This is a genomic window from Pseudomonas sp. Y5-11 (assembly GCF_022368695.1).
GTDB classification, from domain to species: domain Bacteria; phylum Pseudomonadota; class Gammaproteobacteria; order Pseudomonadales; family Pseudomonadaceae; genus Aquipseudomonas; species Aquipseudomonas parakoreensis.
The window spans coordinates 5,797,928-5,821,729 of the sequence record NZ_CP058974.1 but is presented as its reverse complement, the minus strand read 5'-3'; the positions used below and the strand labels follow the sequence as shown (position 1 = coordinate 5,821,729).

The 23,802-nt window shown below is 61.1% G+C and carries 20 protein-coding genes; 9 read left to right on the top strand and 11 right to left on the bottom strand.

Features of this window, described 5'->3' with window-relative positions; genetic code table 11:
- Positions 1–64: 64 nt before the first annotated feature.
- The 5 genes from colR (at position 65) to HXW87_RS26135 (ending at position 3,780) form a co-directional block, all read left to right on the top strand.
- Complete coding sequence (colR, locus tag HXW87_RS26155; RefSeq protein WP_041068401.1) at positions 65–748, top strand: two-component system response regulator ColR; 684 nt, start codon at positions 65–67, stop codon at positions 746–748.
- Positions 738–2,012: a HAMP domain-containing sensor histidine kinase gene (locus HXW87_RS26150; protein ID WP_239778007.1), complete on the top strand. Its 1,275-nt coding sequence runs from the start codon at positions 738–740 to the stop codon at positions 2,010–2,012. Before colR ends, HXW87_RS26150 begins: the two co-directional genes overlap by 11 nt.
- A gap of 151 nt (positions 2,013–2,163) precedes the next feature.
- Positions 2,164–2,832 (top strand): class I SAM-dependent methyltransferase, encoded by a 669-nt coding sequence (locus tag HXW87_RS26145; protein WP_041068703.1) that lies wholly within the window; start codon positions 2,164–2,166, stop codon positions 2,830–2,832.
- A gap of 4 nt (positions 2,833–2,836) precedes the next feature.
- On the top strand, positions 2,837–3,550 hold the full coding sequence (locus HXW87_RS26140; protein WP_086791790.1) for a lipopolysaccharide kinase InaA family protein: 714 nt from the start codon (positions 2,837–2,839) through the stop codon (positions 3,548–3,550).
- 2 nt (positions 3,551–3,552) lie between these two features.
- The gene (locus HXW87_RS26135; protein WP_041068407.1) at positions 3,553–3,780 is read left to right on the top strand and encodes a hypothetical protein; all 228 of its coding nucleotides are present in this window, start codon (positions 3,553–3,555) and stop codon (positions 3,778–3,780) included.
- Positions 3,781–3,964: 184 nt separating this feature from the next.
- Here the strand turns inward: HXW87_RS26135 and HXW87_RS26130 are convergent, their stop codons facing one another.
- The 10 genes from HXW87_RS26130 to HXW87_RS26085 all read right to left on the bottom strand — a co-directional run bounded on the left by HXW87_RS26130 (position 3,965) and on the right by HXW87_RS26085 (position 18,094).
- Entirely contained in the window at positions 3,965–6,994 is a 3,030-nt protein-coding gene (locus tag HXW87_RS26130; RefSeq protein WP_239778005.1) for a multidrug efflux RND transporter permease subunit, read from the bottom strand.
- 13 nt (positions 6,995–7,007) lie between these two features.
- Positions 7,008–8,156 (bottom strand): efflux RND transporter periplasmic adaptor subunit, encoded by a 1,149-nt coding sequence (locus HXW87_RS26125; RefSeq protein WP_239778003.1) that lies wholly within the window; start codon positions 8,154–8,156, stop codon positions 7,008–7,010.
- 283 nt (positions 8,157–8,439) lie between these two features.
- Complete coding sequence (locus HXW87_RS26120) at positions 8,440–9,540, bottom strand: DUF1513 domain-containing protein (RefSeq protein ID WP_131671121.1); 1,101 nt, start codon at positions 9,538–9,540, stop codon at positions 8,440–8,442.
- Positions 9,541–9,554: 14 nt separating this feature from the next.
- The gene (locus HXW87_RS26115) at positions 9,555–10,619 is read right to left on the bottom strand and encodes an imelysin family protein (protein ID WP_108183658.1); all 1,065 of its coding nucleotides are present in this window, start codon (positions 10,617–10,619) and stop codon (positions 9,555–9,557) included.
- 26 nt (positions 10,620–10,645) lie between these two features.
- Positions 10,646–12,073, bottom strand: coding sequence for a di-heme oxidoredictase family protein (locus tag HXW87_RS26110; protein ID WP_239778002.1), 1,428 nt, complete (start codon positions 12,071–12,073; stop codon positions 10,646–10,648).
- Positions 12,074–12,365: 292 nt separating this feature from the next.
- On the bottom strand, positions 12,366–13,709 hold the full coding sequence (locus HXW87_RS26105) for an imelysin family protein (RefSeq protein WP_239778001.1): 1,344 nt from the start codon (positions 13,707–13,709) through the stop codon (positions 12,366–12,368).
- Between the two features lie 228 nt (positions 13,710–13,937).
- Complete coding sequence (locus tag HXW87_RS26100) at positions 13,938–15,989, bottom strand: GGDEF domain-containing phosphodiesterase (protein ID WP_041068421.1); 2,052 nt, start codon at positions 15,987–15,989, stop codon at positions 13,938–13,940.
- Positions 15,990–16,310: 321 nt separating this feature from the next.
- A complete protein-coding gene (locus HXW87_RS26095) occupies positions 16,311–16,907 on the bottom strand; it encodes a Fe-Mn family superoxide dismutase (protein WP_003227660.1) in 597 nt (198 codons plus the stop codon).
- Between the two features lie 176 nt (positions 16,908–17,083).
- Positions 17,084–17,686, bottom strand: a complete 603-nt coding sequence (locus tag HXW87_RS26090; protein WP_047296156.1) for a LysE/ArgO family amino acid transporter — start codon at positions 17,684–17,686, stop codon at positions 17,084–17,086.
- Between the two features lie 6 nt (positions 17,687–17,692).
- A complete protein-coding gene (locus HXW87_RS26085) occupies positions 17,693–18,094 on the bottom strand; it encodes an ACT domain-containing protein (protein ID WP_121186941.1) in 402 nt (133 codons plus the stop codon).
- A gap of 96 nt (positions 18,095–18,190) precedes the next feature.
- On the opposite strand from HXW87_RS26085, the gene HXW87_RS26080 reads away from it, so the two are divergent.
- From HXW87_RS26080 to HXW87_RS26065, 4 genes are all read left to right on the top strand, one after another.
- Complete coding sequence (locus tag HXW87_RS26080; protein WP_041068427.1) at positions 18,191–19,084, top strand: LysR family transcriptional regulator ArgP; 894 nt, start codon at positions 18,191–18,193, stop codon at positions 19,082–19,084.
- Between the two features lie 53 nt (positions 19,085–19,137).
- Positions 19,138–20,130 carry an NAD-dependent epimerase/dehydratase family protein gene (locus HXW87_RS26075; protein WP_239778000.1) on the top strand — a complete coding sequence of 331 codons (993 nt, stop codon included), beginning with the start codon at positions 19,138–19,140 and terminating at the stop codon, positions 20,128–20,130.
- A gap of 116 nt (positions 20,131–20,246) precedes the next feature.
- The gene (locus HXW87_RS26070) at positions 20,247–21,101 is read left to right on the top strand and encodes an ATPase (protein WP_239777999.1); all 855 of its coding nucleotides are present in this window, start codon (positions 20,247–20,249) and stop codon (positions 21,099–21,101) included.
- 229 nt (positions 21,102–21,330) lie between these two features.
- Positions 21,331–22,179 carry a cache domain-containing protein gene (locus tag HXW87_RS26065; RefSeq protein ID WP_095668428.1) on the top strand — a complete coding sequence of 283 codons (849 nt, stop codon included), beginning with the start codon at positions 21,331–21,333 and terminating at the stop codon, positions 22,177–22,179.
- A gap of 83 nt (positions 22,180–22,262) precedes the next feature.
- On the opposite strand, the gene HXW87_RS26060 is transcribed toward HXW87_RS26065, so the two are convergent.
- Entirely contained in the window at positions 22,263–23,780 is a 1,518-nt protein-coding gene (locus tag HXW87_RS26060) for an MDR family MFS transporter (protein ID WP_239777997.1), read from the bottom strand.
- Positions 23,781–23,802: the final 22 nt, after the last annotated feature.

Here is a 23,802-nt window from a genome sequence, read left to right as displayed (position 1 = left end):
AATCGGCGGAGGCCTTAAGCTGCGCGGGCCAAGACGGCCGTTACTGTGTACGGAGGAAATGCCAATGCGAATTCTATTGGTCGAAGACAACCGCGATATCCTGGCCAATCTGGCCGATTACCTGGGGCTCAAAGGCTATACCGTCGATTGTGCCCAGGATGGTTTGTCAGGCTTGCATCTGGCGGCCACCGAGCATTACGACCTGATTGTGCTCGACATCATGTTGCCCGGGATCGATGGCTACACCCTGTGCAAGCGCCTGCGTGAAGACGCGCGGCGCGACACACCGGTGATCATGCTCACCGCTCGCGATCAACTGGACGATCGTCTGCAGGGCTTCAAGTCCGGGGCCGACGATTACCTGGTCAAGCCGTTTGCCCTGTCCGAACTGGCGGCGCGCGTCGAGGCCGTCATGCGCCGGACCCAGGGTGGCGGACGCCGTGCGTTGCAGGTCGGTGACTTGAGCTACGACCTCGACACCCTGGAAGTGACCCGCGAGGGCAAGCTGCTCAAGCTCAACCCGGTCGGCCTCAAACTGCTGGCGGTGTTGATGCAGAAGAGTCCGCATGTCCTGCGCCGGGAAATTCTCGAAGAAGCGCTGTGGGGCGATGACTGCCCGGACAGCGACAGCCTGCGCAGCCATGTCCACCAATTGCGTCAGGTGATCGACAAGCCCTTCGCCAAGCCGTTGCTGCAAACCGTGCACGGCGTGGGTTACCGCCTGGCCGAGGGGCGTGATGGAGTTTAAGCAAAGCCTTTCCCAGCGGATCATCATCGCCTTTGCGCTGATGAGTGCGCTGGTGGCCGGGGCCTTTGCCATGGGTATTGTGGCGACCGTGCACCTGGTGGAGGAAAAACTGATTTCGGCGGGGCTGGGCGGCGACCTGCAGCGTCTGTTGCTGATGGACAACGTCTCGGACTGGAGCCATCGCCCGGAACCGGATCAGTTGTTCTATTTCAGCGGTGGGCCAGGCGATTTCGAGCTGCCCAAGGATCTGCGTCACCTTGATGCGGGCTTCCACGAAGTGTTCCGCGAGCAGTTGTCTTATCACGCGATGGTCGAGATCGTCGACGGCCGTCGTTATGTCCTGCTGCAGGATCAAAGCGATTTCGAAGAACGTGAACGCGTGCTGTTTGCCGTGGTGCTGGTGGGTTTTGTGCTCAGTCTGGCGCTGGCGGTGTTTCTCGGCTGGGTGTTGGCACGCAAGGTCATGGCGCCAGTGGTGCGCCTGGCGCGGCAAGTGCGCCATCGCGATCAATTACTGGGGCTGGCGCCGCCCCTGGCACCGGACTATGCGGCTGACGAAGTCGGCGAATTGGCGGTGGCGTTCGATGCCACGCTCGGGCGTCTGCGACAGGCACTGACCCGCGAGCGGCTGTTCACCAGCGATGTCAGTCACGAACTGCGTACGCCGTTGATGGTGCTGGCCAGTTCCTGCGAGCTGCTTCTGGAAAACCCCGGGCTGGATCAGCGCGGTCGGGCCCAGGTCGAGCGAATTGCCCGAGCCAGCGAGGAAATGCGCGAACTGGTGCAGACCTTCCTGATGCTCGCCCGCGCTCAGCGGGAAGACGCCGGTTCCGCGCCGCAGCAGAACCTCGCCCAGGTGGCCGACGGACTGCTGGGTATCTGGCGCGAACCCATCGAGTCCAAAGGGTTGCGGCTGATATTCGAGCCGGGCAACCCGCCGGACACCTGTTTCAATGCCACCCTGCTCAGCGCGGTCATGGGTAATTTGCTGCGCAATGCCTGTCACTACACCGAACACGGATTCATTCGCCTGACACTCAACGACAACGGTTTCGTCGTCGAAGACTCTGGCGTGGGCATTCCCGAGGAAAAACGCGAAGCCATGTTCCAGCCCTTCGTGCGTGGCAATGAAAAGCGCGGTGAAGGCTTGGGGCTGGGCTTGTCACTGGTGCAGCGAATCTGTGAAAACCAGGGCTGGGAGGTGACGTTGAGCACCATGGAGCCTAATGGTTGCCGCTTCGAGGTCACGCTGGGCAAGCGCTGAAGATCGTTGATGGCCCCGCGCTATTGCTTTTCGCGTGTAAAACCCTGTAATAATTTGCCGGTTTACCTGACGTAATTTTCACATAGGGACGACCTGACGCTGACATGCCACTACCTATGGTAAGGGTATCAGTCATTCAGGAGCCCCCATGATGAGCAGACCGATCAAGCTCGATTTTTCCGAAAAGTATGATGACCAGCATGCACAAAAATATTTGCGCAAGCATCAGGACGGTCTAGGTCGTCGGTTGTCTCACTGGCGGGACGAGCAGTTGGCCCGCAAGGCGTTGACGCTGGCCGGCGAGCCGGGGCTGGTTCTGGATCTGCCGTGTGGTGCAGGGCGTTTCTGGCCGTTGCTGGCGGAAAAGCCCAACCGGGTGATCATTGGTGCGGACAATTCCGAGTCGATGATCAAGACCGCGATGCAATCGCAACCGGCTGACGTCGTGAAACGGGTACAACCTTTGCACACCTCAGCGTTCGACATTGCTTTGCCCGATAACGCCGTCGACAGCATTTTCTGCATGCGATTGCTGCATCACATCGGTGAAGCCGAGCACCGGCGGGCGATTCTGCGCGAGTTCGAGCGCGTCACCCGTGATAGCGTCATCATTTCGTTGTGGGTGGACGGTAATTTCAAGGCCTGGAAGCGCAAGCGCGCCGAGCGGCGTCGCGGGCAGGAAGGTTACCAGAACCGGTTTGTGTTACCGGCTGTGACAGTTGAAAAAGAATTCGAAGAAGCAGGTTTTCGCATTCAGGAACAACTCGATTTTATCCCGCTCTATGCCATGTGGCGGGTTTACGTATTACGCAAGAGGTAACAGGATGGTGGTGCAAATAGCAGCAGAAACGGAAGTCGCTCCCCAGGATCGCTTCGATTACTACTGGAACCAGCGCGGTGAATGGGTGGAAGAGCCCAACGTACGCCGTGGCGGGGAAAGTGGTGTGCAACGGGTCGTGGGCCGTGACGGCCAGTTACTGTATGCCAAGCGCCAGACCGGACATATCTATCGCAGCTGGTTGCACCCTTTCGGCCGTCCGACGGTCTTGCGCGAGCTGGATGCGCTGACCGGCGTCAGCCGTCTCGGCGTCCGCGTACCGCAAATCGTGTTCTGCGGCGCGCAGCCCGATCCGCAACACAAGTGGCGTGCGCTGTTGGTGACCAAATCACTGGACGGCTTCGACGAACTTGAAAAGTGGGAAGCCGCCGGTGGTCGTGCGCAATACGGCGAAGCCGTCTACGAGCGCGTGCTCAAGGACCTGGCAGAAAACCTGGCGCGCATGCACAAGGGCCGCTGGCAGCACAGCTGTATCTACATCAAACACGTATTTGTACGGGTGACCGGTGAGGGCGACGCGGCGCAGGTCGAAGTGGCATTGATCGATCTGGAAAAATGCCGCCAGCGTCTGACCGCTTATCGCGCGGCCTCCCATGACATGAAGCAATTGCGTCGCCATTCGTCGTTCAGCGACACGGACTGGAAAAAACTCGTCTACTTTTATGAGACGGCGTTTGGCAGCGCTATCAAAGGTTTATAGCGATGAAACTCGAAATTGCACGAGGTTTGTTTTTGGTTGGAGCCTTGGCAGTTGCTTCATTGGCGGTGGCGGCCTGGGAGCAGCCCCGCATGCAGGTGATCGGTGCCACGACCGGCGATGCTCACTGCGCAGTACCACGGGTGGCGAAAGCCACCGTGGCGACTAAACCCGACCATGATCTGTTGTTGTTCATGTTCGGACTTTCTCAAGGGATGAGGCCACAGAGTTGAACCGATTGAAGCCAAAATGAAAGGCCTCGCAGATGCGAGGCCTTTTTTATGCATGAATGAAAATCCCCTGTGTAGGAGCTGCCGCAGGCTGCGATCTTTTGATCTTGATCTCGGCTTTGAAAAACAAAATCAAAAGATCGTCCGAACGCGGCCCGAACCTTCGGCAGCTCCTACACGGACATGGTCATGATTTGGGATCGGGCTTTGCCAGCAGGGTGTAGATGCACGGCAGCACAAACAGGGTAAACAAGGTGCCGATCGACATCCCCGTGGCAATCACCATGCCGATATCAAACCGGCTCACCGCACCGGCACCGGTCGCCAGAATCAACGGCACCATGCCGAACACCATCGCCGCCGTGGTCATCAACACCGGACGCAAGCGGATTGCCGCGGCTTCCTCGACCGCTTCGCGCGCGGTCAGGCCTTTGTCCTTGCGTAACTGGTTGGCGAATTCGACGATCAGGATCCCGTGCTTGCTGATCAACCCGATCAATGTCACCAGGCCGACCTGGGTGTAGATGTTCATGCTCGACCAGCCAAGGAACAGCGGAATCAATGCACCACAGATCGACAGCGGCACCGTCACCAGAATCACCAACGGGTCGCGGAAGCTTTCGAACTGCGCCGCCAGCACCAGGAAAATAATCGCCAACGCGAGGGCGAAGGTTACCCACAGGGCGCTGCCTTCCTGCACGTACTGGCGCGAGGCGCCGCCATAGTCGAAAGCGAAACCCGCCGGCGCTTCTTCCCGGGCGATCTGCAGCACGGTGTCGATGGCTTCGCCCATGCTGACCAGCGGGAATCCGGAAATCTTCGCCGCATTGAGTTGCTGGAACTGGTTGAGCTGGCGCGGCCGTGCCCGGTCGCTGACCTTGATCAGGGTCGACAGCGGCAGCAGCTCGCCCTGGGTGTTTTTCACGTAGTAATTGTTCAGCCAGCCGGGGTTCTCGCGAAACGGTCGCTCGACCTGGGCAATCACCTTGTAACTGCGGCCTTCGATGGTGAAACGGTTGATTTCCGCCTCGCCCAGCAGCGTCGCCAGTGTTCCACCGAGGTCCTGCATCGACACGCCCATCTGCGCGGCTTTGGCGCGGTCGATGTCGACTACCACTTCCGGCTTGTCGAACGCCAGATCGAGGTCGACGAAGGCGAACTTGCCCGACTCCATCGCACGTTTCTTGATCCGGTCAGCGACTTGCAACAGCAACTCGTAGTCGTTGGCCGTGTTGACCACAAACTCGAACGGCAGACCTTCACCGGTGCCGGGCAGGGAGGGCAGGTTGAAACCGAAAATCTGCAGGCCGGGGATACTCGCCAGTTTGCCTTGCACCTCGGGCAGGATCTGCATCTGGGTGCGGCTGCGCTCGTTCCACGGCTTGAGCAGGAAGCCGCCGATGCCCGCTTGCACACCGTTGTAGCCATTGATCTGGAACGAGGAGTAGTACTCCGGAAACTCTTTGAAGATCTTGATGAATTCGTCGGTGTAGGTGCTCAGGTAATCGAGGTTGGTCGGCTGGGGGGCCGTGGCCATCATGAAGATGATGCCCTGATCCTCATCAGGAGCCAGTTCCGACTTGGTGAACTTGAGAAACACCGGGATCAGGCACAGCACGATCACTGCGAACACCAGCACCACCGGCCGCGTGTTCAATGTGCCGTGGAGCATGCTCTGGTAGCGGCGTTTGAGGCTGTCGAAAATACGGTCGAGGCGGTGCGCCAGGCCACTGGGGTTTTCTTCGTGGCGCAACAGCAGGGCGCACATCATCGGCGACAGGGTCAGGGCGACAATCCCGGAAATCACCACGGCGCCGGCCAGGGTCAGGGCGAACTCCTTGAACAAGGCCCCGGTCAGTCCGGTGAGAAAGCCGATCGGCGCATACACCGCCGCCAGGGTAATGGTCATCGACACCACCGGCATGGCGATTTCCCGTGCGCCTTCCAGTGCGGCCTCCAGCGGCGTCTTGCCTTCCTCGATATGCCGGTGGATGTTCTCCACCACCACGATCGCGTCGTCCACCACCAGACCGATGGCCAGCACCATTGCCAGCAGGGTCAGCAGGTTGATCGAGTAGCCCATCATCTGCATGAAGAACATCACGCCGATCATTGACAGCGGGATGGTCACCACCGGGATCACCACCGAGCGCAACGCGCCGAGGAACAGGAACACCACCACGATGACGATCAGCACCGCTTCGAACAGGGTTTTCACCACTTCATCGATCGAGGCCTGGATGAACAGGGTGGCGTCGTAGGCAATCTCGCTTTTGAGGTTGGGCGGCAGCTGTGCTTCCAGCTCCGGCATCAGCTTGCGCACTTCGCGGATCACGTCCAGCGGGTTGGCCCCGGGCGTGGCCTTGATGCCGATGTACACCGACGGCGTGCCGCCGAACGAGCTGATCGAATCGTAGTTTTCCGCGCCCATCTCGACCCGCGCCACATCACTGAGCAGCACGCGGCTGTCGCCACTGACCTTGAGCGGAATCGCCGCGAAGGCTTCGGCGGATTTCAGTTCGGTGTTGGCGTTGATGCTGGTGACCACGTATTCGCCCTTCACCTCGCCGGCGGCGGAGAGGAAGTTGTACTGGCGCACGGCGTTGGTCACATCGCTGGCGCTGAGGCCGAAACCGGCGAGCTTCACCGGGTCGAGCCACAGGCGCATGGCGAACACCTGATTGCCGAGAATCTCCGCCTCGGCCATGCCCGGCAGGGTCGCCAGTTTCGGCTGGATCACCCGCGACAGGTAGTCGGTGATCTGCGGGTTGCTCAAATCCTTGCTGAAGAAGCTGATGTACATCAGCGCCGAGGCGTCGGCCGATTCTTTGCTCAGCACCGGGTCTTCAGCGTCCTGCGGCAGTTTGTTCTTCACCTCGTTGGCCTTGGCCAGCAGTTCGGTGAACAAGCGGTCGGTGTTGGAGCCGATGCGCGCGTAGATCGAGATCACCGAGAAGTTCTGGCGGCTGACCGAGGTCATGTAGTCGATGCCTTCGGCGCTGGCCAGGCTTTGCTGCATCGGTTGGGTGATGTAGCCCTGAATGGTCTCGGCGTTTGCCCCGGGGTAGGCGGTGGTCACCGTGATCAGGGCGTTTTCCATTTGCGGGTATTGGCGCAGCGGCAGTTTGCTCCAGGCCTGGAAACCCAGCAGCACAATCAGCAGGCTGACCACGGTGGCGAGCACCGGGCGGCGGATGAACGGATCGGTAAAAGCCATGGGGATTCCTTGATCAGTCGGCGCGGGGCGGACTGTTCTGCTCGCCGAGGGTCTTGTCGTCGCTGATGGCAATGTGTGCGCCGTTGTCCAGTTTGATCTGGCCGGCGGTCACCACTTGTTCGCCGCTCTGCACGCCCTTGTTGATCATCACCAGGCCATTGCGGCGTTCACCGGTCTCGATGAAACGGCGTTCGGCGATCAGCACCGGCTGGCCCTGGTCGTCCTTGACCACACTGCCATCCTCGGCCTTCTGTTGCCCGACCACGTACAGCGAGTTGCCGTAGAGGGTGTAGGTGATCGCGCTTTCCGGCACCACGATGTGTTGTTGCGGATCGGGCAGCAGCACGTCGAGGCTGGCAAACATGCCCGGCAGCAACTTGCCGTCGGGGTTGGCCAGGGTCGCGCGCACCAGAATATTGCGCGTGGTGCTCTCGACAATCGGGTTGATCGCGCTGATGGCGCCGGGGAAGGTCTGTCCGGGATAGGCCGCGACACCGATCTGCACCGGTTGGCCGATGGCCAGTTTTGGCACCGATTGCTCCGGCACATAGAAGTCGGCGTAGAGGCTGCTCAAATCCTGCAGGGTGGCGATTTTAGTGCCGCTGGCGAGGTAGTCGCCGATGTCGACCTGACGAATCCCGATGGTGCCGCTGAACGGCGCGACGATGCGCTTTTTCGCCAGTGCTGCATTGAGCTGATTGACCGTGGCCCGCTCCTTTTGCAGCACCGCCGAGAGCCGGTCGTATTCACCTTTGGAGATGGCCCGGCTGTCGATCAACTGGCTGCCACGGCCGAAATCCAGTTGCGCCAGGCCCAGGTCAGCCTTGGCGGTTTCCAGCAGGGCGGCTTCGACGGCACTGTCGAGCTGCAGCAGTGGCTGCCCGGCCTTGACCTTCTGTCCGGATTCGAATTTGAGTTCGGTGACGGTGCCGGCGACTTCAAGACTCAGCTCGACGCCTTGCAAGGCCTTGAGCGAACCGACGGTGGGCAAACGCATCTGCCACGGCTGTTCGGTAGCGCGAGCCACGGCGACGCTGATCGGCGGTTTCGGTTTGGCAAAGCCCTGGATCATGGTGTAGATCGAAAAGGCTTTGTACCCGCCCAATACCAGGACGACCAGCAAGACAACACCCAACATGATCAGCATGCGGCGACGCAGCATTTTTCCAGTTCCTTGGATAAATCAGGTGAGACAGGCGGGCACATTACCCCGAGTCAGGTGGGGATTCCAACTGCCAGTTATTACAGGGGAGTTCGGAGTGAAGAAGTCTGAACACTGAACCTGTGGTGAGGGGATTTATCCCCGTTGGGTGGCGAAGCCGCCCCAAAACTTGCAACCGCGGACTGTCAATTGAACCGGGTGCGATGGTTTTGCGACTGCTGCGCAGCCGATCGGGGATAAATCCCCTCGCCACAGGTTATGAGTCGTACTCAGAACAGGTGGGTTACGCCATCAGATGAAGATGGTTGTCCCAGAGCCCCGCCGGCAGTTCCAGCGGCTTGGCCAGCAGCTCATCCTGGCGGCAATCGTAGTAGCGGCAACGGCCCTGACCCGAGGTCACGACGAAGCCGTCCTGCACCGCACCGACGCCGGCGCAATCGGGCAGCGGCGCGTCGAGGCGCACTTCGCCGCTGTCCAGATCCCAGATGAAGAAGCGGTTGCCGCGCGGTGCGGTCAACGCCACCAGTCGCAGTTCACTGTGCACCGCAACGCTGGCGGTGTAATGCCCCATCGACTGCAACTGATGCTCCGGCACCGGGAACGCCACGAAGGGCTGACCCGGACGCTTGATCGCCAACAGTTCGGAACGCTCATGCGAGGCGCCCATGAACTGCTGGCCGGCGACGATGGTGCCGTCGCTGGCAATGCCCAGGTGGCGCACGCTGTTCATCTGCTGCGCAAGGGTTTCCTTGCTCAGCAGCGTGCCGTCGCGCTGCATCAGCACCAGGCTCGGTTCCATGGCGTTGAGGTTCATGTCGACGCGGCTTTCGGCCTCGGTGCGGATCCCGCCGTTGGCCACCACCAGGGTTTCGCCATCGGGCATCCACGACACTTGATGTGGTCCGAGGCCATGGGTGGAGATCTCGCCGCTGTGCACCAGCCGCTCGCCTTCGAACCTGTACACCCCGAGCAGGCCACGCCCCGGATCAGTGGTGTCGTTCTCGGTGGCGTACAGGTATTCGCCGTCCTTGTGCACCACGGCGTGGCCGTAGAAATGCCGGTTCGGCTGCGAGGTCACGGTTTGCAGCAAGGTCCCGTCGCGCAGGTCGATCAGGTAACTCTCGGTGCCCGGGCGGCGGGCGACGAACAGCGCGATCGGCAGCGTCGGGTGGTTGATTATGTCGTGACAACGCTGGCCGACCTGGGTGGCGAACACCCGAGTACCGTCCAGCCGATAACCGACGGCGTAATGCTTGCCGTCGGTGTCGTCGCGCGCCGAGAGCAGCAGCGGGCTCTGATCCTTGCGCTTGAACAGCGTCCAGCCGCCCAGTGTCACTGCTCCCAGCAGCAAACTACCTAAAGTCAGAGCCTGGCGTCGCAGCATGGCACTTGCCCTCATCAGTCACCGTCGTTGGCGTTGAAGCCCAGTTGGATGCCCAGCGCCTTGGCCAGTTCGCCTTCGTGCAGGCGATGGACGACGTTGAGGCTGTCGTAGAGATCGTTGAGTTGTTGACGACCGGCGTCGTCCTGGAGCATTTCGGTCAGCGAGCGCTGCGTGCTGCCGAACAGCTCCAGCGATGCGGCGTAAGCGGCGTCGATTTTGTCTGCCAACGGTTTCTGCTCGGCCGGCAACAGACCGCGCAGGCCCTTGTTGTCGACGCCTTCCCAGACGGTTTTGGCGGCAGCGAGGCTGGCTTCCAGCGCGGTCAGCGACGACTGGCTACGCCATGCATCGGCCTGGAACGGTTGCGGCACCCCCTTGCTCTGACGGCCCATTGGCGTGCCGAGTTTTTTCTTCAGGGTATCGAGGGCGGTGACCTGCACACGCAGCAGATCGGCGATCGCTTCGTGGGAGTCGGCGTAGCGCTGGTTGGGAAATTTGCTCATTTGCGCGAGCATGCCGTCGGTGTTGTTCCAGCTCTGCAGAATCTCTTCGGCCAGTTGCTTCTGGCGCTCGCCGATGGCGATCAGCAACGGGCAGTATTTGGCTTTTTGCTCGGCGTTGGCGACGTCCGGTTTTTCATCGAAGAGGATGTATTCGTAAGCCGACAGGCCCTGCACCACCACGCTGGATTTGGCCAGTGCGGCGGCGTCGATCTGCGGCTGGGCGGTGACCAGTTGCTCGACTTGACGGCCAACGAGGTTTTTCTTGTCCGGCCAGAACTGCACCTGCCACGAACGGTTGCCCTCGGCCAGTGGCCCGATCAGCAACGGTTGCAGTTCGGCCCAGGCTTTCTGCGCGTGCAGGAAGTCGGCGCGGGCGGTTTCCAGGGTTTCCTTGCCTTGGCAGTAGGCGAGGGCGCTGACCGCCAGTTGCTTGTCAGCTTCGACCCAACGGGTGTAGGTCGGCAGGATCACCGATTTGGCGATGGCCGCCGACGTGACTGCTTGCGGGTCCTGCGGCGAGCAGGCGCCAAGAGCAAGTGCGGCAAGGCTGGTGAACAACAATTTGGGACGGAACATGTCGGGCTCCCGATTCTTTTAAGTGTTTAAAGTGAGTTCAAGAACGCCAGCAGCGCGGCACGCTGCTCGGCGTTGAAAGACAAAACCTGTTGCTGCGCCTGCTGCGCTTCGCCGCCATGCCAGAGCACGGCTTCGAGCAGGTTGCGGGCGCGGCCGTCATGCAAAAACTGAGTGTGGCCACTGACTGCCTGCGTCAGGCCGATGCCCCACAACGGCGGGGTGCGCCAGTCGCGGCCGGAGGCCTGGAATTCGCTGCGGTGGTCGGCCAGACCCTCGCCCATATCGTGCAGCAGCAGATCGCTGTACGGGCGAATCACTTGATTGGCCAGTTCAGGTTCGGCGGCGTTGGCGGCGGTGGTGTATTTCGGGGTGTGGCAGGACTGGCAACCGGCCTGGAAGAACAGGTTCTTGCCGGCCAGCACTTGCCCGTCGTTGACGCCACGGCGCGCCGGCACCGCCAGGTTGCGCGTGTAGAACAGCACCAGACGCAGGATGTTGTCGCTGACTTCCGGCTCGCCGTCCGGGCCATTGCCGTTGGGTGCCTGTTTGCACGCGGTTTGCGCGTCGGTGCAGTCATCGAAGGGGCGCAGGCTGGTCGTGAGGCCCATGTCTCCGGAAAACGCGTGGACATTCTGCTGATTGAGATTGGGTTGCCCGGCTTTCCAGCCGAATCGACCCATGACGGTCTTTTGCTGCGCGTCATCCCAGACCCGATTCGCTCGGCCGTTGATGCCGTTGTTCTCTTTGGCTTGCGCGGCGGCGTTGGCGAGTATCGCGTCCTCGGGAATCGCTTCGAGCAGGCCGAGGCCGATCATCGGCGGCGCAACCCGGGCCGAGAAGCGCGTGTCCGGGTGCATCGGGCCGTAGCCCAACTGAGTGAATTGCAGCACCGGTTTGCGCAGCTCGACTTCGGTGCCGTCCTTGAAACGAATCGGCACCGGGGTGTACTCGACGCGCACCTTGCCCTCGGGCGTGACTCCGGGTACGGCCATGTCCTGGAACTGGCCGCCGTAGACGGGCTCCGGCACTACGCCGAGTTGCTCGATGACGTTGGCGTAGGCCGGCGAATCGGGAATCGACAGGCGCACCAGCATCGACACCGCGTTCGCCGCATCCGGTGCCGGCGGGTGGCCACGGCCGTCCTTGATGTGGCAGTTCTGGCAGGCGTTGGTGTTGAACAACGGGCCGAGGCCATCGCGGGCGGTGGTGGTCGACGGCGCGATCACCCACGGACTGCGGAAGAAACTGTTGCCGACACTGAAGTCGACCCGACGCGACGGCGGCAGATTGGCCGAAGGCAGCGAGAACGCATTCTGATCGGTCTTGCGCACGGTCGTCGCCCCGCCCGAACGCGCTTCACCGGGCTCAGCCTTGGTAAAGCGCGGGGCGTCATCGCAGGCACTCAGGCCCAGGGCCAGAAACAGTGCGGACAAGCGAAGCAGCAGCGAGGGCATCAGACATCCTGCGGACGGGCGAAAACAAAGGCGCAAAGTCTAACAGGGCGGGGGAGTTTGAATAAGAGGAATTATCGTTTGCTTGATTTGCGGCAGGGTTTCACTCGAGACCGAGGCGCAGCCATCGCTGGCAAGCCAGCTCCCACAGTATTTGTGTTGTACCCGGAGTGTGTGAACGCCGCGAAACCTGTCGGAGCTGGCTTGCCAGCGATGAGGCCATCAGCATCACCGCAAAAAGCAGGCATGAAAAAGGCGACCCGAAGGTCGCCTTTTTTGACGCAGACGCGCTTGATCAGAACTCGTGATCAGCGTTGTCCGGGTTCAGGTCGCTGATGCCCAGCTTGCCGGCAGCGGCTTCGATCGAACCGGTCTGCTTGACCAGCGCGGCGATGGCGTCACGCACGATCTGATTGCCGGCGGTGTTGCCCGCAGCGATCAACTGGTCGTAGTGCTCACCCTTGTTGGCGTGATCGACCATGACCTGGATCTTGGCTTCGGTAGCGGCCAGATCGGCTTTCAGCGCGGTGTCGGCAGCCGGGTCAGCCTTGGCCACCAGCGACGACAGGCTGGCGCCGGTCATCTTGGTCCCGTCAACCCGGGAGTACTCGCCCAGGTACACGTTACGAATGCCTTTGGCATCGTAGAAGTGCGAGTTGTGGGTGTTGTCGCTGAAGCAATCCTGTTCGTCTTCCGGCGAGTTGGCTTCCAGCGAAACCTTCATGCGCTCGCCCGCCAGTTCACCCAGGGACAGGCTGCCCATGCCGAACAGCATTTTGCGCAGACCGCTTTCAGCCGGCTCGGCTTCCAGGGTGGCGCGGTAGTTGTCAGCCACGTTCGGCTTCCAGTTGCCGACCATTTCTTCCAGGTCGCTGACCAGCAGTTGGGTCACGGCTTTGAGATAGGCACGGCGACGATCGTTGTGACCGCCAGTGGCGCCGGCGCCTTCCAGGTAATCCGACGCCGGACGGTTGCCGGCGCCCGGGCCGGTGCCGTTCAGGTCCTGGCCCCAGAGCAGGAATTCGATCGCGTGGTAGCCAGTGGCGACGTTGGCTTCGGAACCGCCCAGCTCGTTGAGGCTGGCGAGTTTTTCCGGTGTGATGTCCTTCACGTCGACCTTGTCTTCGCCGACCTGTACTTCAGTGTTGGCGATGATGTTGGCGGTGGCACCCGGGTTGCCCAGTGCGTGTTCGTAGGACTTGTCGACGTAGTCGATCAGGCCTTCGTCCAGCGGCCAGGCGTTCACCTGACCTTCCCAGTCGTCGATGATGGTGTTGCCGAAGCGGAACACTTCGCTCTGCAGGTAAGGCACGCGCGCAGCGACCCAGGCAGCCTTGGCGGCTTTCAGGGTGTCGGCGTTCGGCTTGGCGAGGAACGCGTCGACCGCGGTTTGCAGGGTTTTCGCAGTGGATTCGGCATCGCTGTAGACGGCGAAGACCATGTCCGCGTAGTGCGCAACCACAGCCTTGGCGGCGGCTTCATCGACTTTACCGGCAGCGGCGGGGGCCGGTGCAGCGGCGGTGCTGGCGGCCGGCGTCGGCGCGGCCGGAGCGGCAGCCTTGTCTTTGCCTTCGCCGCAACCGGCGAGGGAAATAGCGATGGCCAGCAGACTGGCGGTAGCCAGAGGCATACGAATCATGGCGAACATCCTGCTTCGGTAATGGAATGGACAGGGCGCGGGGGTGCGCAAAGCTGCGACATAATGCAAATCTTTCGCATTATGTGTAAAGGGTTGTGGCTGGAAATATTTCTTGTTTACGCCGGTGTGATGGCGCAGATCAAAAGATCGCAGCCTCGTTTCACTCGACAGCTCCTACAGGGGAATGCGATCCCTGTAGGAGCTGCCGCAGGCTGCGATCTTTTGACTTTATAAAATAGCCGCGTTGCTGCGTTGGGCTTGCTTGAGGTAGGCCGTCAACTCCCGGGCAGGCAGCGGCTTGCTGTAGTGGTAACCCTGACCTTCGTGACAGCCTTCGGAGATGATGTAGGACTCTTGCTCGGCGGTTTCCACGCCTTCGGCGATCACCTGCATGCCCAGGCTCTTGCCCAGCTGGATGATGGCGCGAACGATGGTCGCATCGTCGTCGTCATCCAGCAGGTCCTGAACGAAGCTCTTGTCGATCTTGATCTTGTCCAGCGGCAGGCTTTTCAGGTAACTCAGCGATGAGTAGCCGGTGCCGAAGTCGTCGATGGCAATCAGCGCCCCGGAGCGGCGCAGGCTCAGCAGGTGTTGGGCGGCGGTGCTGATGTCTTCCATCAGGCCGGTTTCGGTGACTTCCAACTCGAGGCTGCGCGGCGGCAGGCGGTAGATCTGCAGCAGGTTGTTGACCACCCGCGGCAGCTCGGCGTGGTGCAGTTGCACGGTGGACAGGTTGACCGCCATGCGCAGGTCGACGAAGCCCTGATCGTGCCATTCCCGAAGTTGTTTGCAGGCCTGATCCAGCACCCATTCGCCGATGGCGATGATGGTGCCGTTCTGCTCGGCCAGCGGGATGAACAGGTCCGGCGGCACCAGACCATGCTCCGGATGCTGCCAGCGAATCAGTGCTTCGACCCCGACCACGCGGTGATCGCGGTAGCTGATCTGCGGCTGATAGACGAGGTAGAACTGGTCGCGAATCAGCGCGTCACGCAGGTCTTTTTCCAGTTCGCGACGGCGGCGCATCTCGCTGTCGACGCTGGCGATGTAGAACTGATAGCGATTGCGCGAGCGGGTCTTCGCCAGCGTCATGGTCTGCTCGGCCTTCTGCAACAGCTTCTCGGTGCTGTCGCCGTCTTCGGGGAACAGAGTAATGCCGATGGTCGCGCGCAGGCGGATCTGCTGATGATCGAGGTCAAACGCCGCTTCCAGATCATCGAGGATGCTTTGCGCCAGTTCTGCCGCCTCGTAAGGCTGCTCGATATCGGCCTGCACCAGGGCAAACTGGTCGCCACCCAGACGAGCAAGGGCGCCAAGGCGACCGCTGTGGGCGCGCAGGCGATCGGCCAGTGCCAGCAATAACTGGTCGCCGGTCTGATAGCTGAATTGCTCGTTGATGCCCTTGAAATCATCCAGCCCCACGCACAGTACCGCGACCCGGCGTTGCAGCTTGCCGGCGTCCACCAGAATCTTGTCCAGTTGCTGCTGCAATTGCTGGCGGTTCGGCAGGCCGGTGAGGAAGTCGTACTGGGCCATGCGCAGCAGGCTGTTTTCCGCTTCGTGGCGCAGGTGGGTGTTGCGCTCGATGGACTCGAGCAACTGGTTGGCGGTGTTGATCCAGATCCCCAGTTCGTTTTTCTCATGGCCCTTGAGCTGCGGAATCTTGTGCTCGCTGGGGCGATCGGGATTGATTTCGGTGAGGTGCTCGATGATCCGCGACAGCGGCTTGGTCAGCAGCCAGTGATAGACCAGATACAGCACCAGGCCCATGGCCAGGGCGCGCAGTACGCCGGAAATGAAAATGATCACCGAACTGACGATGAAACTCTCGCCATAGGTGGCGGTGTCTAGGGTGATGCTCAGGTCGCCGTAGTATTCGCTGTAGGGGCCACGACCGACCAGTTGGGTGGTGAAGGTGCGTTCCTGGCCGAGGATCAGATCGGTCAGCCAGCGGCTGTTGGAGTGCTGCAACTCACGGGATTTTTGCGCGAGCATCGCTTCGTTCGGATGGCCGATGGAGGCCTGGCGCACGGCGTCGTCCTGGAACAGGCCTTCGATCACCTGCATGCCCATTTCCCGGTCCAGGCTGTAGACCGCCTGAGTCGAGGGATCACGGAACATGTCGAGGATGCGCTGCGCGTCGCCGGCCACCGCCTGGCGGGTTTTATAGGCATCGAAAACAATCTGGGCGCAGCTCAAGACCACGCCGACGATCAATGCCGAAAGGAGCACGACCCGGAGCAACTTCACCGACAAGCTGTTCTTGAGTTCCAGCTTCAAAGGGTTATTCCTTGTTCCGTGCGGGTAGCGTCAAGTTGCCATGAGTATTGGCAATCCCGTGTTGGCAGTCAAAGGGACAATCAAGCCCAAGGATATTTGCCTGTGGCGTTGGCCGAAATGCTGCTGTCTGGAGTGTCAGCTCTATTTGTACTGTGTCGGTAGTTTCGGCCCTCAACTTGAGCAGGCTGGAACAAATTTTTGCTGATTTGATGGTAGCCCGCTGTGCTTCACCGGCAAGTGGCCGGAGACGGTGTTCATCGTGAGATACACGCAGGCATAAAAAAACCCGGCAATAGCCGGGTTTTTTGACTGGCGCGCAGCTTAAGCGGTGAAGGTTTTGCCTTCGAACTGCTCGGCAACGAACTTCCAGTTGACCAGGTTCCAGAACGCTTCAACGTACTTCGGACGCAGGTTGCGGTAGTCGATGTAGTAAGCGTGTTCCCAGACGTCGCAGGTCAGCAGCGGGGTGTCGCCGCTGGTCAGCGGGTTACCGGCGCCGATGGTGCTGGCCAGGGCCAGGGAACCGTCAGCCTTCTTCACCAGCCAGCCCCAGCCGGAACCGAAGGTGCCGATCGAGGTTTTGCTGAACTCTTCCTTGAACTTGTCGAACGAACCGAACGCTGCGTTGATGGCTTCAGCCAGTGCGCCGGTTGGTTGACCGCCGGCGTTTGGCGCCAGGCAGTTCCAGTAGAACGTATGGTTCCAGACCTGAGCGGCGTTGTTGAAGATGCCGCCCGAGGAAGTCTTGACGATCTCTTCCAGGGTCTTGCCTTCGAACTCGGTGCCTGGCACCAGGTTGTTCAGGTTCACGACATAGGTGTTGTGGTGCTTGTCGTGGTGAAATTCCAGGGTTTCCTTGGAAATGTGCGGCTGCAGGGCATCGTGTGCGTAAGGCAGCGGCGGCAATTCGAAAGCCATGATGATTCTCCTAATCAGGTCTGTTGCGGTGAGCGCAAGGCCGATCACGGGCGGCCAGAAATGCACCGACGAGTTTTTACTCTTTGCGGCGCAGGGTTCGGATCATAGCACCGGGGTCAAGGCTTAACCACGCAACAACTGTGTGGGATAGAGGTTCCAGAGCCTTTTGGAATAAATCACGAGGCCAGGATCAACTGACCGGCTACGGTGAACATCATCACTGCCACGAGAAGATCGAGAATCCGCCAGGTACTCGGCCGCGCCAGCCACGGCGCGAGCCATGCGGCACCGAGGGCGAGGGTGAAAAACCACAGCAGTGACGCGCTCGCGGCGCCCACTACATAAGCCCCCGGCACCGACTGCTGCGCACCGAGCGAGCCGATCAGCAATACGGTATCCAGATAAACGTGCGGATTGAGCAGCGTCACTGCCAATGCGCTGAGCATCACCGCGCGCAACGAGCGCACAGTGTGGTTTTCGCCCTGATCCAGACTCTGTTTCGAGAACGCCCGGCGCAGCGCCTGGCTGCCGTACCAGATCAGAAAGACGGCGCCGCCCCAGCGCGCCACCGCGAGCAACGTCGGGTTCTGCGCCAACACAGTGGCCAAGCCAAACACCCCGGCCGCCACCAGCAGCGCATCGCAGGCGACACACAGCGCCGCCACCGGCAGGTGATGTTCGCGGCGCAGGCTCTGAGCCAATACGAAAGCATTCTGGGTGCCGATCGCCATGATCAGCCCCAGGGCCACCAACAGCCCGTTCACGTAGCTTTGCCACATCAATAATTACTCCGCGTTGGCTGCGAGATCGCGCAGCACGTGCATGGCGCGTTCGGCGTCGGCCTGACCGACAAACAAATGATCGTGGTAGTAACCGGCGATCACGTTGCAACTGATCCCGGCCTTGCCCAATGCCGTGGCGAACGCAGCAGTGAGGCCGACCGCTTCCAGTGCCGAATGCACGTTGAGGGTGATCCACGCCGCGACATAATCGAAACTGAACCCGGCGTGTTCAGCCTGGGAACGCTCGAGAATCACGGTCAGGCCTTCCTGCTCGCGGAAGCTGCCGACAATTTCCAGACCATTGGGCAACGGCGCGTCGCGCAGGGTGCAAAACACGTATTCGCCGGCATTGAGCTGCGGGCTCATGCTGCGCAGCAGAGTCGTGAGAGAGGTTTCGCCAGCCATTGCCGTGTTCCTTGATAAAGAGTGCTTGCTGGCTATTCTCCGGTCGAAAGCTGTATAAGAAAAACCAATAGTGCTGATCGCTCATTAGGAAAACTGATGTTCGACTACAAATTGCTTTCCGCGTTGGCCGCCGTGGTCGAGCAGGCCGGATTCGAACGTGCCGCGCAGGTGCTGGGCCTGTCGCAATCGGCGATCTCCCAGCGGATCAAACTGCTGGAAGCGCGGGTTGGCCAACCGGTGCTGGTGCGCGGTACGCCGCCGTCGCCGACCGAGATTGGCCGACGTCTGCTCAACCATGTGCAGCAGGTGCGCCTGCTTGAGCGGGACTTGCAGACCCTGGTCCCCGCACTCGACGAGGAGGGCCTGCCGGAGCGTTTGCGCATCGCCCTCAACGCCGACAGCCTCGCGACCTGGTGGGCCGAAGCCGTGGGCGATTTTTGCGCCGAGCAGCATTTATTGCTGGATCTGGTAGTGGAAGATCAGACCGTCGGCCTCAAGCGCATGCGGGCCGGGGAAGTGGCGGCATGTGTCTGCGCCAGCGAACGCCCCGTGGCCGGTGCGCGCAGCGTGTTGCTCGGGGCGATGCGCTATCGGGCGCTGGCCAGTCCGGCATTCATCGAGCGGCATTTCCCCGACGGGGTGCGCGCCGAACAGTTGCCGCGCACCCCGGCGCTGGTGTTTGGCCCGGACGATTTCCTCCAGCATCGCTATCTCGCGTCGCTGGGTGTCGATGGCGGATTCGAGCACCATTTGTGTCCGTCCTCCGAAGGATTTGTGCGCCTGACCGAAGCCGGTTTTGGCTGGGGACTGGTGCCGGAACTGCAAGTGCGCGAGCAGCTGCAACGCGGCGTATTGCGCGAACTGTTGCCAGATAAACCGATCGATGTGCCGTTGTACTGGCATCATTGGCGCAATGGCGGTCAGCTGCTGGCCTTGCTGACCGAACAATTGCTACGTTCTTCATCGCGCTGGCTGGTGCCCTTGGGCTGATGATCAGCGTCAAGACAGACGTATCAGGTAAACGAAAGTCATCGGAGCGTTACATGAAAATTCTGCTCACCGGCGCAAGCGGCTTCATCGGCGGGCGCTTTGCGCGTTTCGCCCTGGAGCAAGGCCTGGACGTGCGGGTCAACGGTCGCCGGGCCGAAAGCGTCGAGCATCTGGTGCGCCGTGGGGCCGAGTTCGTCCCGGGCGATCTCGCCGATGCGGACTTGGTGCGCGAACTCTGCGCCGACGTCGAAGCCGTGGTGCACTGCGCCGGTGCCGTCGGCTTGTGGGGACGCTATCAGGACTTTCATCAGGGCAACGTGCAGGTCACTGAAAACGTCGTCGAAGCCTGTCTCAAACAACGCGTGCGGCGCCTGGTGCATCTGTCGTCGCCGTCGATCTATTTCGATGGCCGCGATCACCTCGGTCTGACCGAAGAACAAGTGCCCAAGCGTTTCAAACATCACTACGCGGCGACCAAATACCTGGCCGAACAAAAGGTCTTCGGTGCGCAGGAGTTCGGTCTGGAAACCATCGCCCTGCGTCCGCGCTTTGTCACCGGTGCCGGCGACATGAGCATCTTCCCGCGGCTGTTGAACATGCAGCGCAAGGGCCGTCTGGCGATCATTGGCGACGGTCTGAACAAAGTCGACTTCACCAGTGTGCAGAACCTCAACGAAGCGCTGCTCAGCAGCTTGCTGGCGGCCGGCTCCGCGCTGGGCAAGGCCTACAACATCAGCAATGGCGCGCCGGTACCGTTGTGGGATGTGGTCAATTACGTGATGCGCAAGATGGAAGTGCCGCAGGTCACCAAATACCGTTCGTACGGCCTGGCCTACAGCGTTGCTGCGCTCAATGAAGGCGTGTGCAAACTCTGGCCGGGCCGTCCGGAGCCGACCCTGTCGCGGCTGGGCATGCAGGTCATGAAGAAAAATTTCACCCTCGACATCAGCCGCGCCCGGCATTATCTGGACTACGATCCGAAAGTCAGCCTGTGGTCGGCCCTCGACGAGTTCTGTGGCTGGTGGAAAGCCCAGGACATCCGTTGATACAAGTCGCCCGGCCAGTAATGAACCGCACTGCCGCTTGAGGGTCAATCCCTGCGGCTGCGGCGGTTATACTTCGCAGCATTTAGCCATCACCGCGTTCCACAAAGGTTGCCTCAATGTCCATGCGTAACGATGCCAACGACGATTTCGACGATGTGCCGAGCCTGCGGGCCGACACCTTTGACGACGATGACATTCCGCCCAGCGCCCGCACCTCCGTGCACTCGCGCACGCCGCCGGTGGTCAAGGTCAAGGCTGCGAGTACCGGGCCGCTGTGGGCACTGGTCGGCGCGTTGTTCTTCGCCTTCATCGGTCTGGCCTGGTGGAGTTTTCAGCAGATTTCGCTGATGGAGCAGCAGTTGGTCGCGACTCAGGAAAGCTTTGCGCGCATCAGCGAGGAAGCGGCGGGGCGGTTACAGGACATTTCCGGCAAGGTGGTGGCCAGCCAGAGCAACGTCAACAGCGACAGCGAAGCCTTGAAGCTGCAGATCAAACAGCTGGAAACCCAGTTGCTGGATCAAAGCAAGCAGCAGCAAGGCGTGGTCGGTCAGGCCAGTGATCTGGACAAGCGTCTGGCGCAAATGACCGCGCAGACCACCGAGCAACAGAACGCCAATACCCAGTTGCAGGCTCAGGTCAAAGCCTTGAGTGCCGAACTGGCGACCCTGAAAAGCGCCCCGGCCGACACCGGCAAGGTCGACGCCCAGCTCAAGAGTTATGACGCTCAGCTGAAAAGCCTCGGCGCTGATATCACGGCACTGAAGAAGCAGGGCAATTCGAACGCGGCGATCGAGCGTCTGGAGCAGGAAATTGTCGTCCTCAAGAGTGAACAGGACAATCGCCCGGCCGCTGCGCAGGGTGGCGGCAATACCGCCGAGTTCGACGCATTTCGTGGCCAGATGACCCGCAACCTCAACACCCTGCAGGCGCAGATCCAGAACCTGCAACAGCAGATCAATGCCCGGCCGTAGGGCCTCATGAACTGTAGCCAGGGACCTTTGTGGTGAGGGGATTCAGCCCCGATGGGGCTGCGCAGCAGCTCCCAGGTATCAGCTCGGTGTGTCAGAAAATATGTGTTCTCTCCATCAGGGCTGCTGCGCAGCCCATCGGGGATAAATCCCCTCGCTACAGGATGTGGCGCCCCGTCCGAGCCCAAGCCGTCTACGCTCTTGAAACACCAACAAGAACGAGGGATGCGTTATGGGGTTTCTGCATAAAGTGGCGTGGCTCGGGGTGATGCTTTTTGTGGGGGCAGGGCAAGTCAACGCTGCCGCCACGCAAAAGGACGACAGCAAGGCCGCCATCGCTTTGCTGGAAAAGGCCCTGGCCTATTACCACGACAACGGCGACAAGGCCTTCGCCGCGTTCAGCCGTCAGGGCGAGTTCGTCGACAAGGATCGCTACGTGTTCGTGGTCGACACCAAGGGCGTGATGCTCGCCAGCGGCGGGCCCTCTTCAGCCTTGATCGGCCGTGACGTCAGCGAGGTGCTCGCGCCGGATTTGCAGAAAGCCTTCAAGGACGCCCTGCTGGTGCCGGAGGGCAACGGCATTCAACAGGCCGAGTACCGCTGGCAGAACTGGGCCGACGGCAAGGTCGAACGCAAACATGTCTACTACCAGCGCATCGGTCAGCGCATTCTCGCGGTTGGCTATTATTTGCCGCGTGCTTCAGCCGAGCAGGCCAAGGCACTTCTCGACAAGGCTGCAACCGATCTGGGGAAAAACGAGAAGGGCACCCTGACCGCCATCAACTCGCTCAAGGGCGGTTATCTGCAGGATGACTTGTATGTGTTCGTGGTCGATCTGGACACCCAGCGCTACGTTGCCCACGGCACCAACCTGCGCCTGATCAACACCGACTTCAGCAAGATCAAGGATCCGGAAGGCAAACCGGTGGGTGAGCCGATGCTGGCGCTGATCGCCAAGCAGGATGACGGTGAATACGAATACCGCTGGAAAAACCCGGTGACCGGCAAGGTCGAGGACAAGCATGCGTACTTGAAGAAGGTCGGGCATTTTCTGGTGGCGGTGGGTTACTACAGCCCCTGAAAATCAAAAGATCGCAGCCTGCGGCAGCTCCTACATGGGAATGCATCTCTGTAGGAGCTGCCGCAGGCTGCGATCTTGTGCTGTTATTTGGCGCCGTGCTCGCGCCCGCGCAGCAGGTTGTTCGGCATCGCAATCGCCGCCGCCAGCCCCAGCAGCGACACCGCCGTACTCACCCACAGCAAATGGCGGAACGTCACCGAAAGCTCGGCGCGCAAGGCGTTCTGCGCATCGCCCGGTGCGGCGTTCAAACCGTCGAGCAGCACGTTGCCCGAATGCCCTTCGCTGAGCAGCGAGTTGCTCGCCAGAGGGGCGAAACTCGAATCCTGCAACAACGCCAGCAACAACGCCGACATCAAGGCCACCCCCACCGCACCGCCCAGCGAGCGGAACAGGTTGGTGGTGCTCGTGGCGACGCCGATGTCGCGCTGATCCACCGAGTTCTGTGTGCCCACCAATGACGTCGGGAATTGCATGCCGCCGGCAATCCCGCTGAGCAGCATGAACAGACTGCTGACCAGCGTCGCATCCGGTGGGCTGAACGCCATGCCGAGAATCGAAATCGGCATCAGGATCGCACCCGTCAGAATCTGGGGTTTGTAACGACCAGTCACCGAGGTGCGACGTCCGGCGAAATAGGCGCCTATCGGCAGGCCCATCGCCAGCGGCAGCAAGTGCAACGCCGCCGCATCGGCACCGGCTCCAGTGACGCTCTGAAAGCGCAGCGGCATCAGCACGATCAGCGAGATCGCCTGAAAACTGGTGAAGAAAATCGTGCACCAGCACAGCAACGCGTTGCGGTTGGTGAACAAATGCATCGGCAGCAGCGGCTCGCGCGCCCGGCGTTCATGCCAGACGAACACCGCCAGCACCAGCACCGCACAGGCGAACAAGCCAAGCACTTCGCTGCTGCGCCACGAATGGCCCTGACCGACCTGAGTGATGGCCAGCAGCAACGCGGTCAAACCGATGATCATCAACAGCGTGCCGAGGTAGTCGATGATCGGTTTGCGCTGCGGAATCGGCAGCCCGCGCAGGTTGCGATTGGCCACCCACCAGGCGCCCAACCCCAGCGGCAGGTTGATCAGGAATACCCAGCGCCACGACAGGTATTCGGTCATGTAACCGCCGAGCACCGGCCCGGCGACGCTGGCCACCGCATACATGCTGCTGAAGTAACCCTGATAGCGCCCGCGTTCGCGGGGCGGAACGATGTCGCCAATGATCGCCTGACTCACCGAAATCATCCCGCCGGCGCCGATGCCCTGGAGAATCCGCGCCAGCACCAGTTGCTCCATGCTCTGCGCCATGCCGCAAAACAACGAGGCGAGGGTGAACAGGCCCATGCCGAACAGCATCAATTTGCGCCGTCCGTACAGGTCGCCGAGCTTGCCGTAGATCGGCACGGCCACGGTCATTGCCACCATGTACCCGGAAATCACCCAGGCCAACAGGCTGACGTCCTTGAACTGTGCGGAGATGGCGGGCATCGAGACGGCGACGATGGTCTGGTCCAATGCCCCGAGAAAGATCGCTAGCATCAGCGCGACCAGCACGCTGCGAATGGCCGGTTTGGGTGTTTCAGGCTGGTGAAGATTGGTCACGGGCGGAACCTGCGGGCAGTGA

Coding starts and splice junctions, on each gene's coding strand:
- HXW87_RS26140 (WP_086791790.1), top strand. CDS start 2,837: ATGGTGGTGCAAATAGCAGCAGAAACGGAAGTCGCTCCCCAGGATCGC.
- HXW87_RS26130 (WP_239778005.1), bottom strand. CDS start 6,994: ATGGCTTTTACCGATCCGTTCATCCGCCGCCCGGTGCTCGCCACCGTG.
- HXW87_RS26150 (WP_239778007.1), top strand. CDS start 738: ATGGAGTTTAAGCAAAGCCTTTCCCAGCGGATCATCATCGCCTTTGCG.
- HXW87_RS26115 (WP_108183658.1), bottom strand. CDS start 10,619: ATGTTCCGTCCCAAATTGTTGTTCACCAGCCTTGCCGCACTTGCTCTT.
- HXW87_RS26070 (WP_239777999.1), top strand. CDS start 20,247: ATGTCCATGCGTAACGATGCCAACGACGATTTCGACGATGTGCCGAGC.
- HXW87_RS26125 (WP_239778003.1), bottom strand. CDS start 8,156: ATGCTGCGTCGCCGCATGCTGATCATGTTGGGTGTTGTCTTGCTGGTC.
- HXW87_RS26145 (WP_041068703.1), top strand. CDS start 2,164: ATGAGCAGACCGATCAAGCTCGATTTTTCCGAAAAGTATGATGACCAG.
- HXW87_RS26075 (WP_239778000.1), top strand. CDS start 19,138: ATGAAAATTCTGCTCACCGGCGCAAGCGGCTTCATCGGCGGGCGCTTT.
- HXW87_RS26095 (WP_003227660.1), bottom strand. CDS start 16,907: ATGGCTTTCGAATTGCCGCCGCTGCCTTACGCACACGATGCCCTGCAG.
- HXW87_RS26080 (WP_041068427.1), top strand. CDS start 18,191: ATGTTCGACTACAAATTGCTTTCCGCGTTGGCCGCCGTGGTCGAGCAG.
- HXW87_RS26090 (WP_047296156.1), bottom strand. CDS start 17,686: ATGTGGCAAAGCTACGTGAACGGGCTGTTGGTGGCCCTGGGGCTGATC.
- HXW87_RS26105 (WP_239778001.1), bottom strand. CDS start 13,709: ATGATTCGTATGCCTCTGGCTACCGCCAGTCTGCTGGCCATCGCTATT.
- HXW87_RS26110 (WP_239778002.1), bottom strand. CDS start 12,073: ATGCCCTCGCTGCTGCTTCGCTTGTCCGCACTGTTTCTGGCCCTGGGC.
- colR (WP_041068401.1), top strand. CDS start 65: ATGCGAATTCTATTGGTCGAAGACAACCGCGATATCCTGGCCAATCTG.
- HXW87_RS26085 (WP_121186941.1), bottom strand. CDS start 18,094: ATGGCTGGCGAAACCTCTCTCACGACTCTGCTGCGCAGCATGAGCCCG.
- HXW87_RS26065 (WP_095668428.1), top strand. CDS start 21,331: ATGGGGTTTCTGCATAAAGTGGCGTGGCTCGGGGTGATGCTTTTTGTG.
- HXW87_RS26120 (WP_131671121.1), bottom strand. CDS start 9,540: ATGCTGCGACGCCAGGCTCTGACTTTAGGTAGTTTGCTGCTGGGAGCA.
- HXW87_RS26135 (WP_041068407.1), top strand. CDS start 3,553: ATGAAACTCGAAATTGCACGAGGTTTGTTTTTGGTTGGAGCCTTGGCA.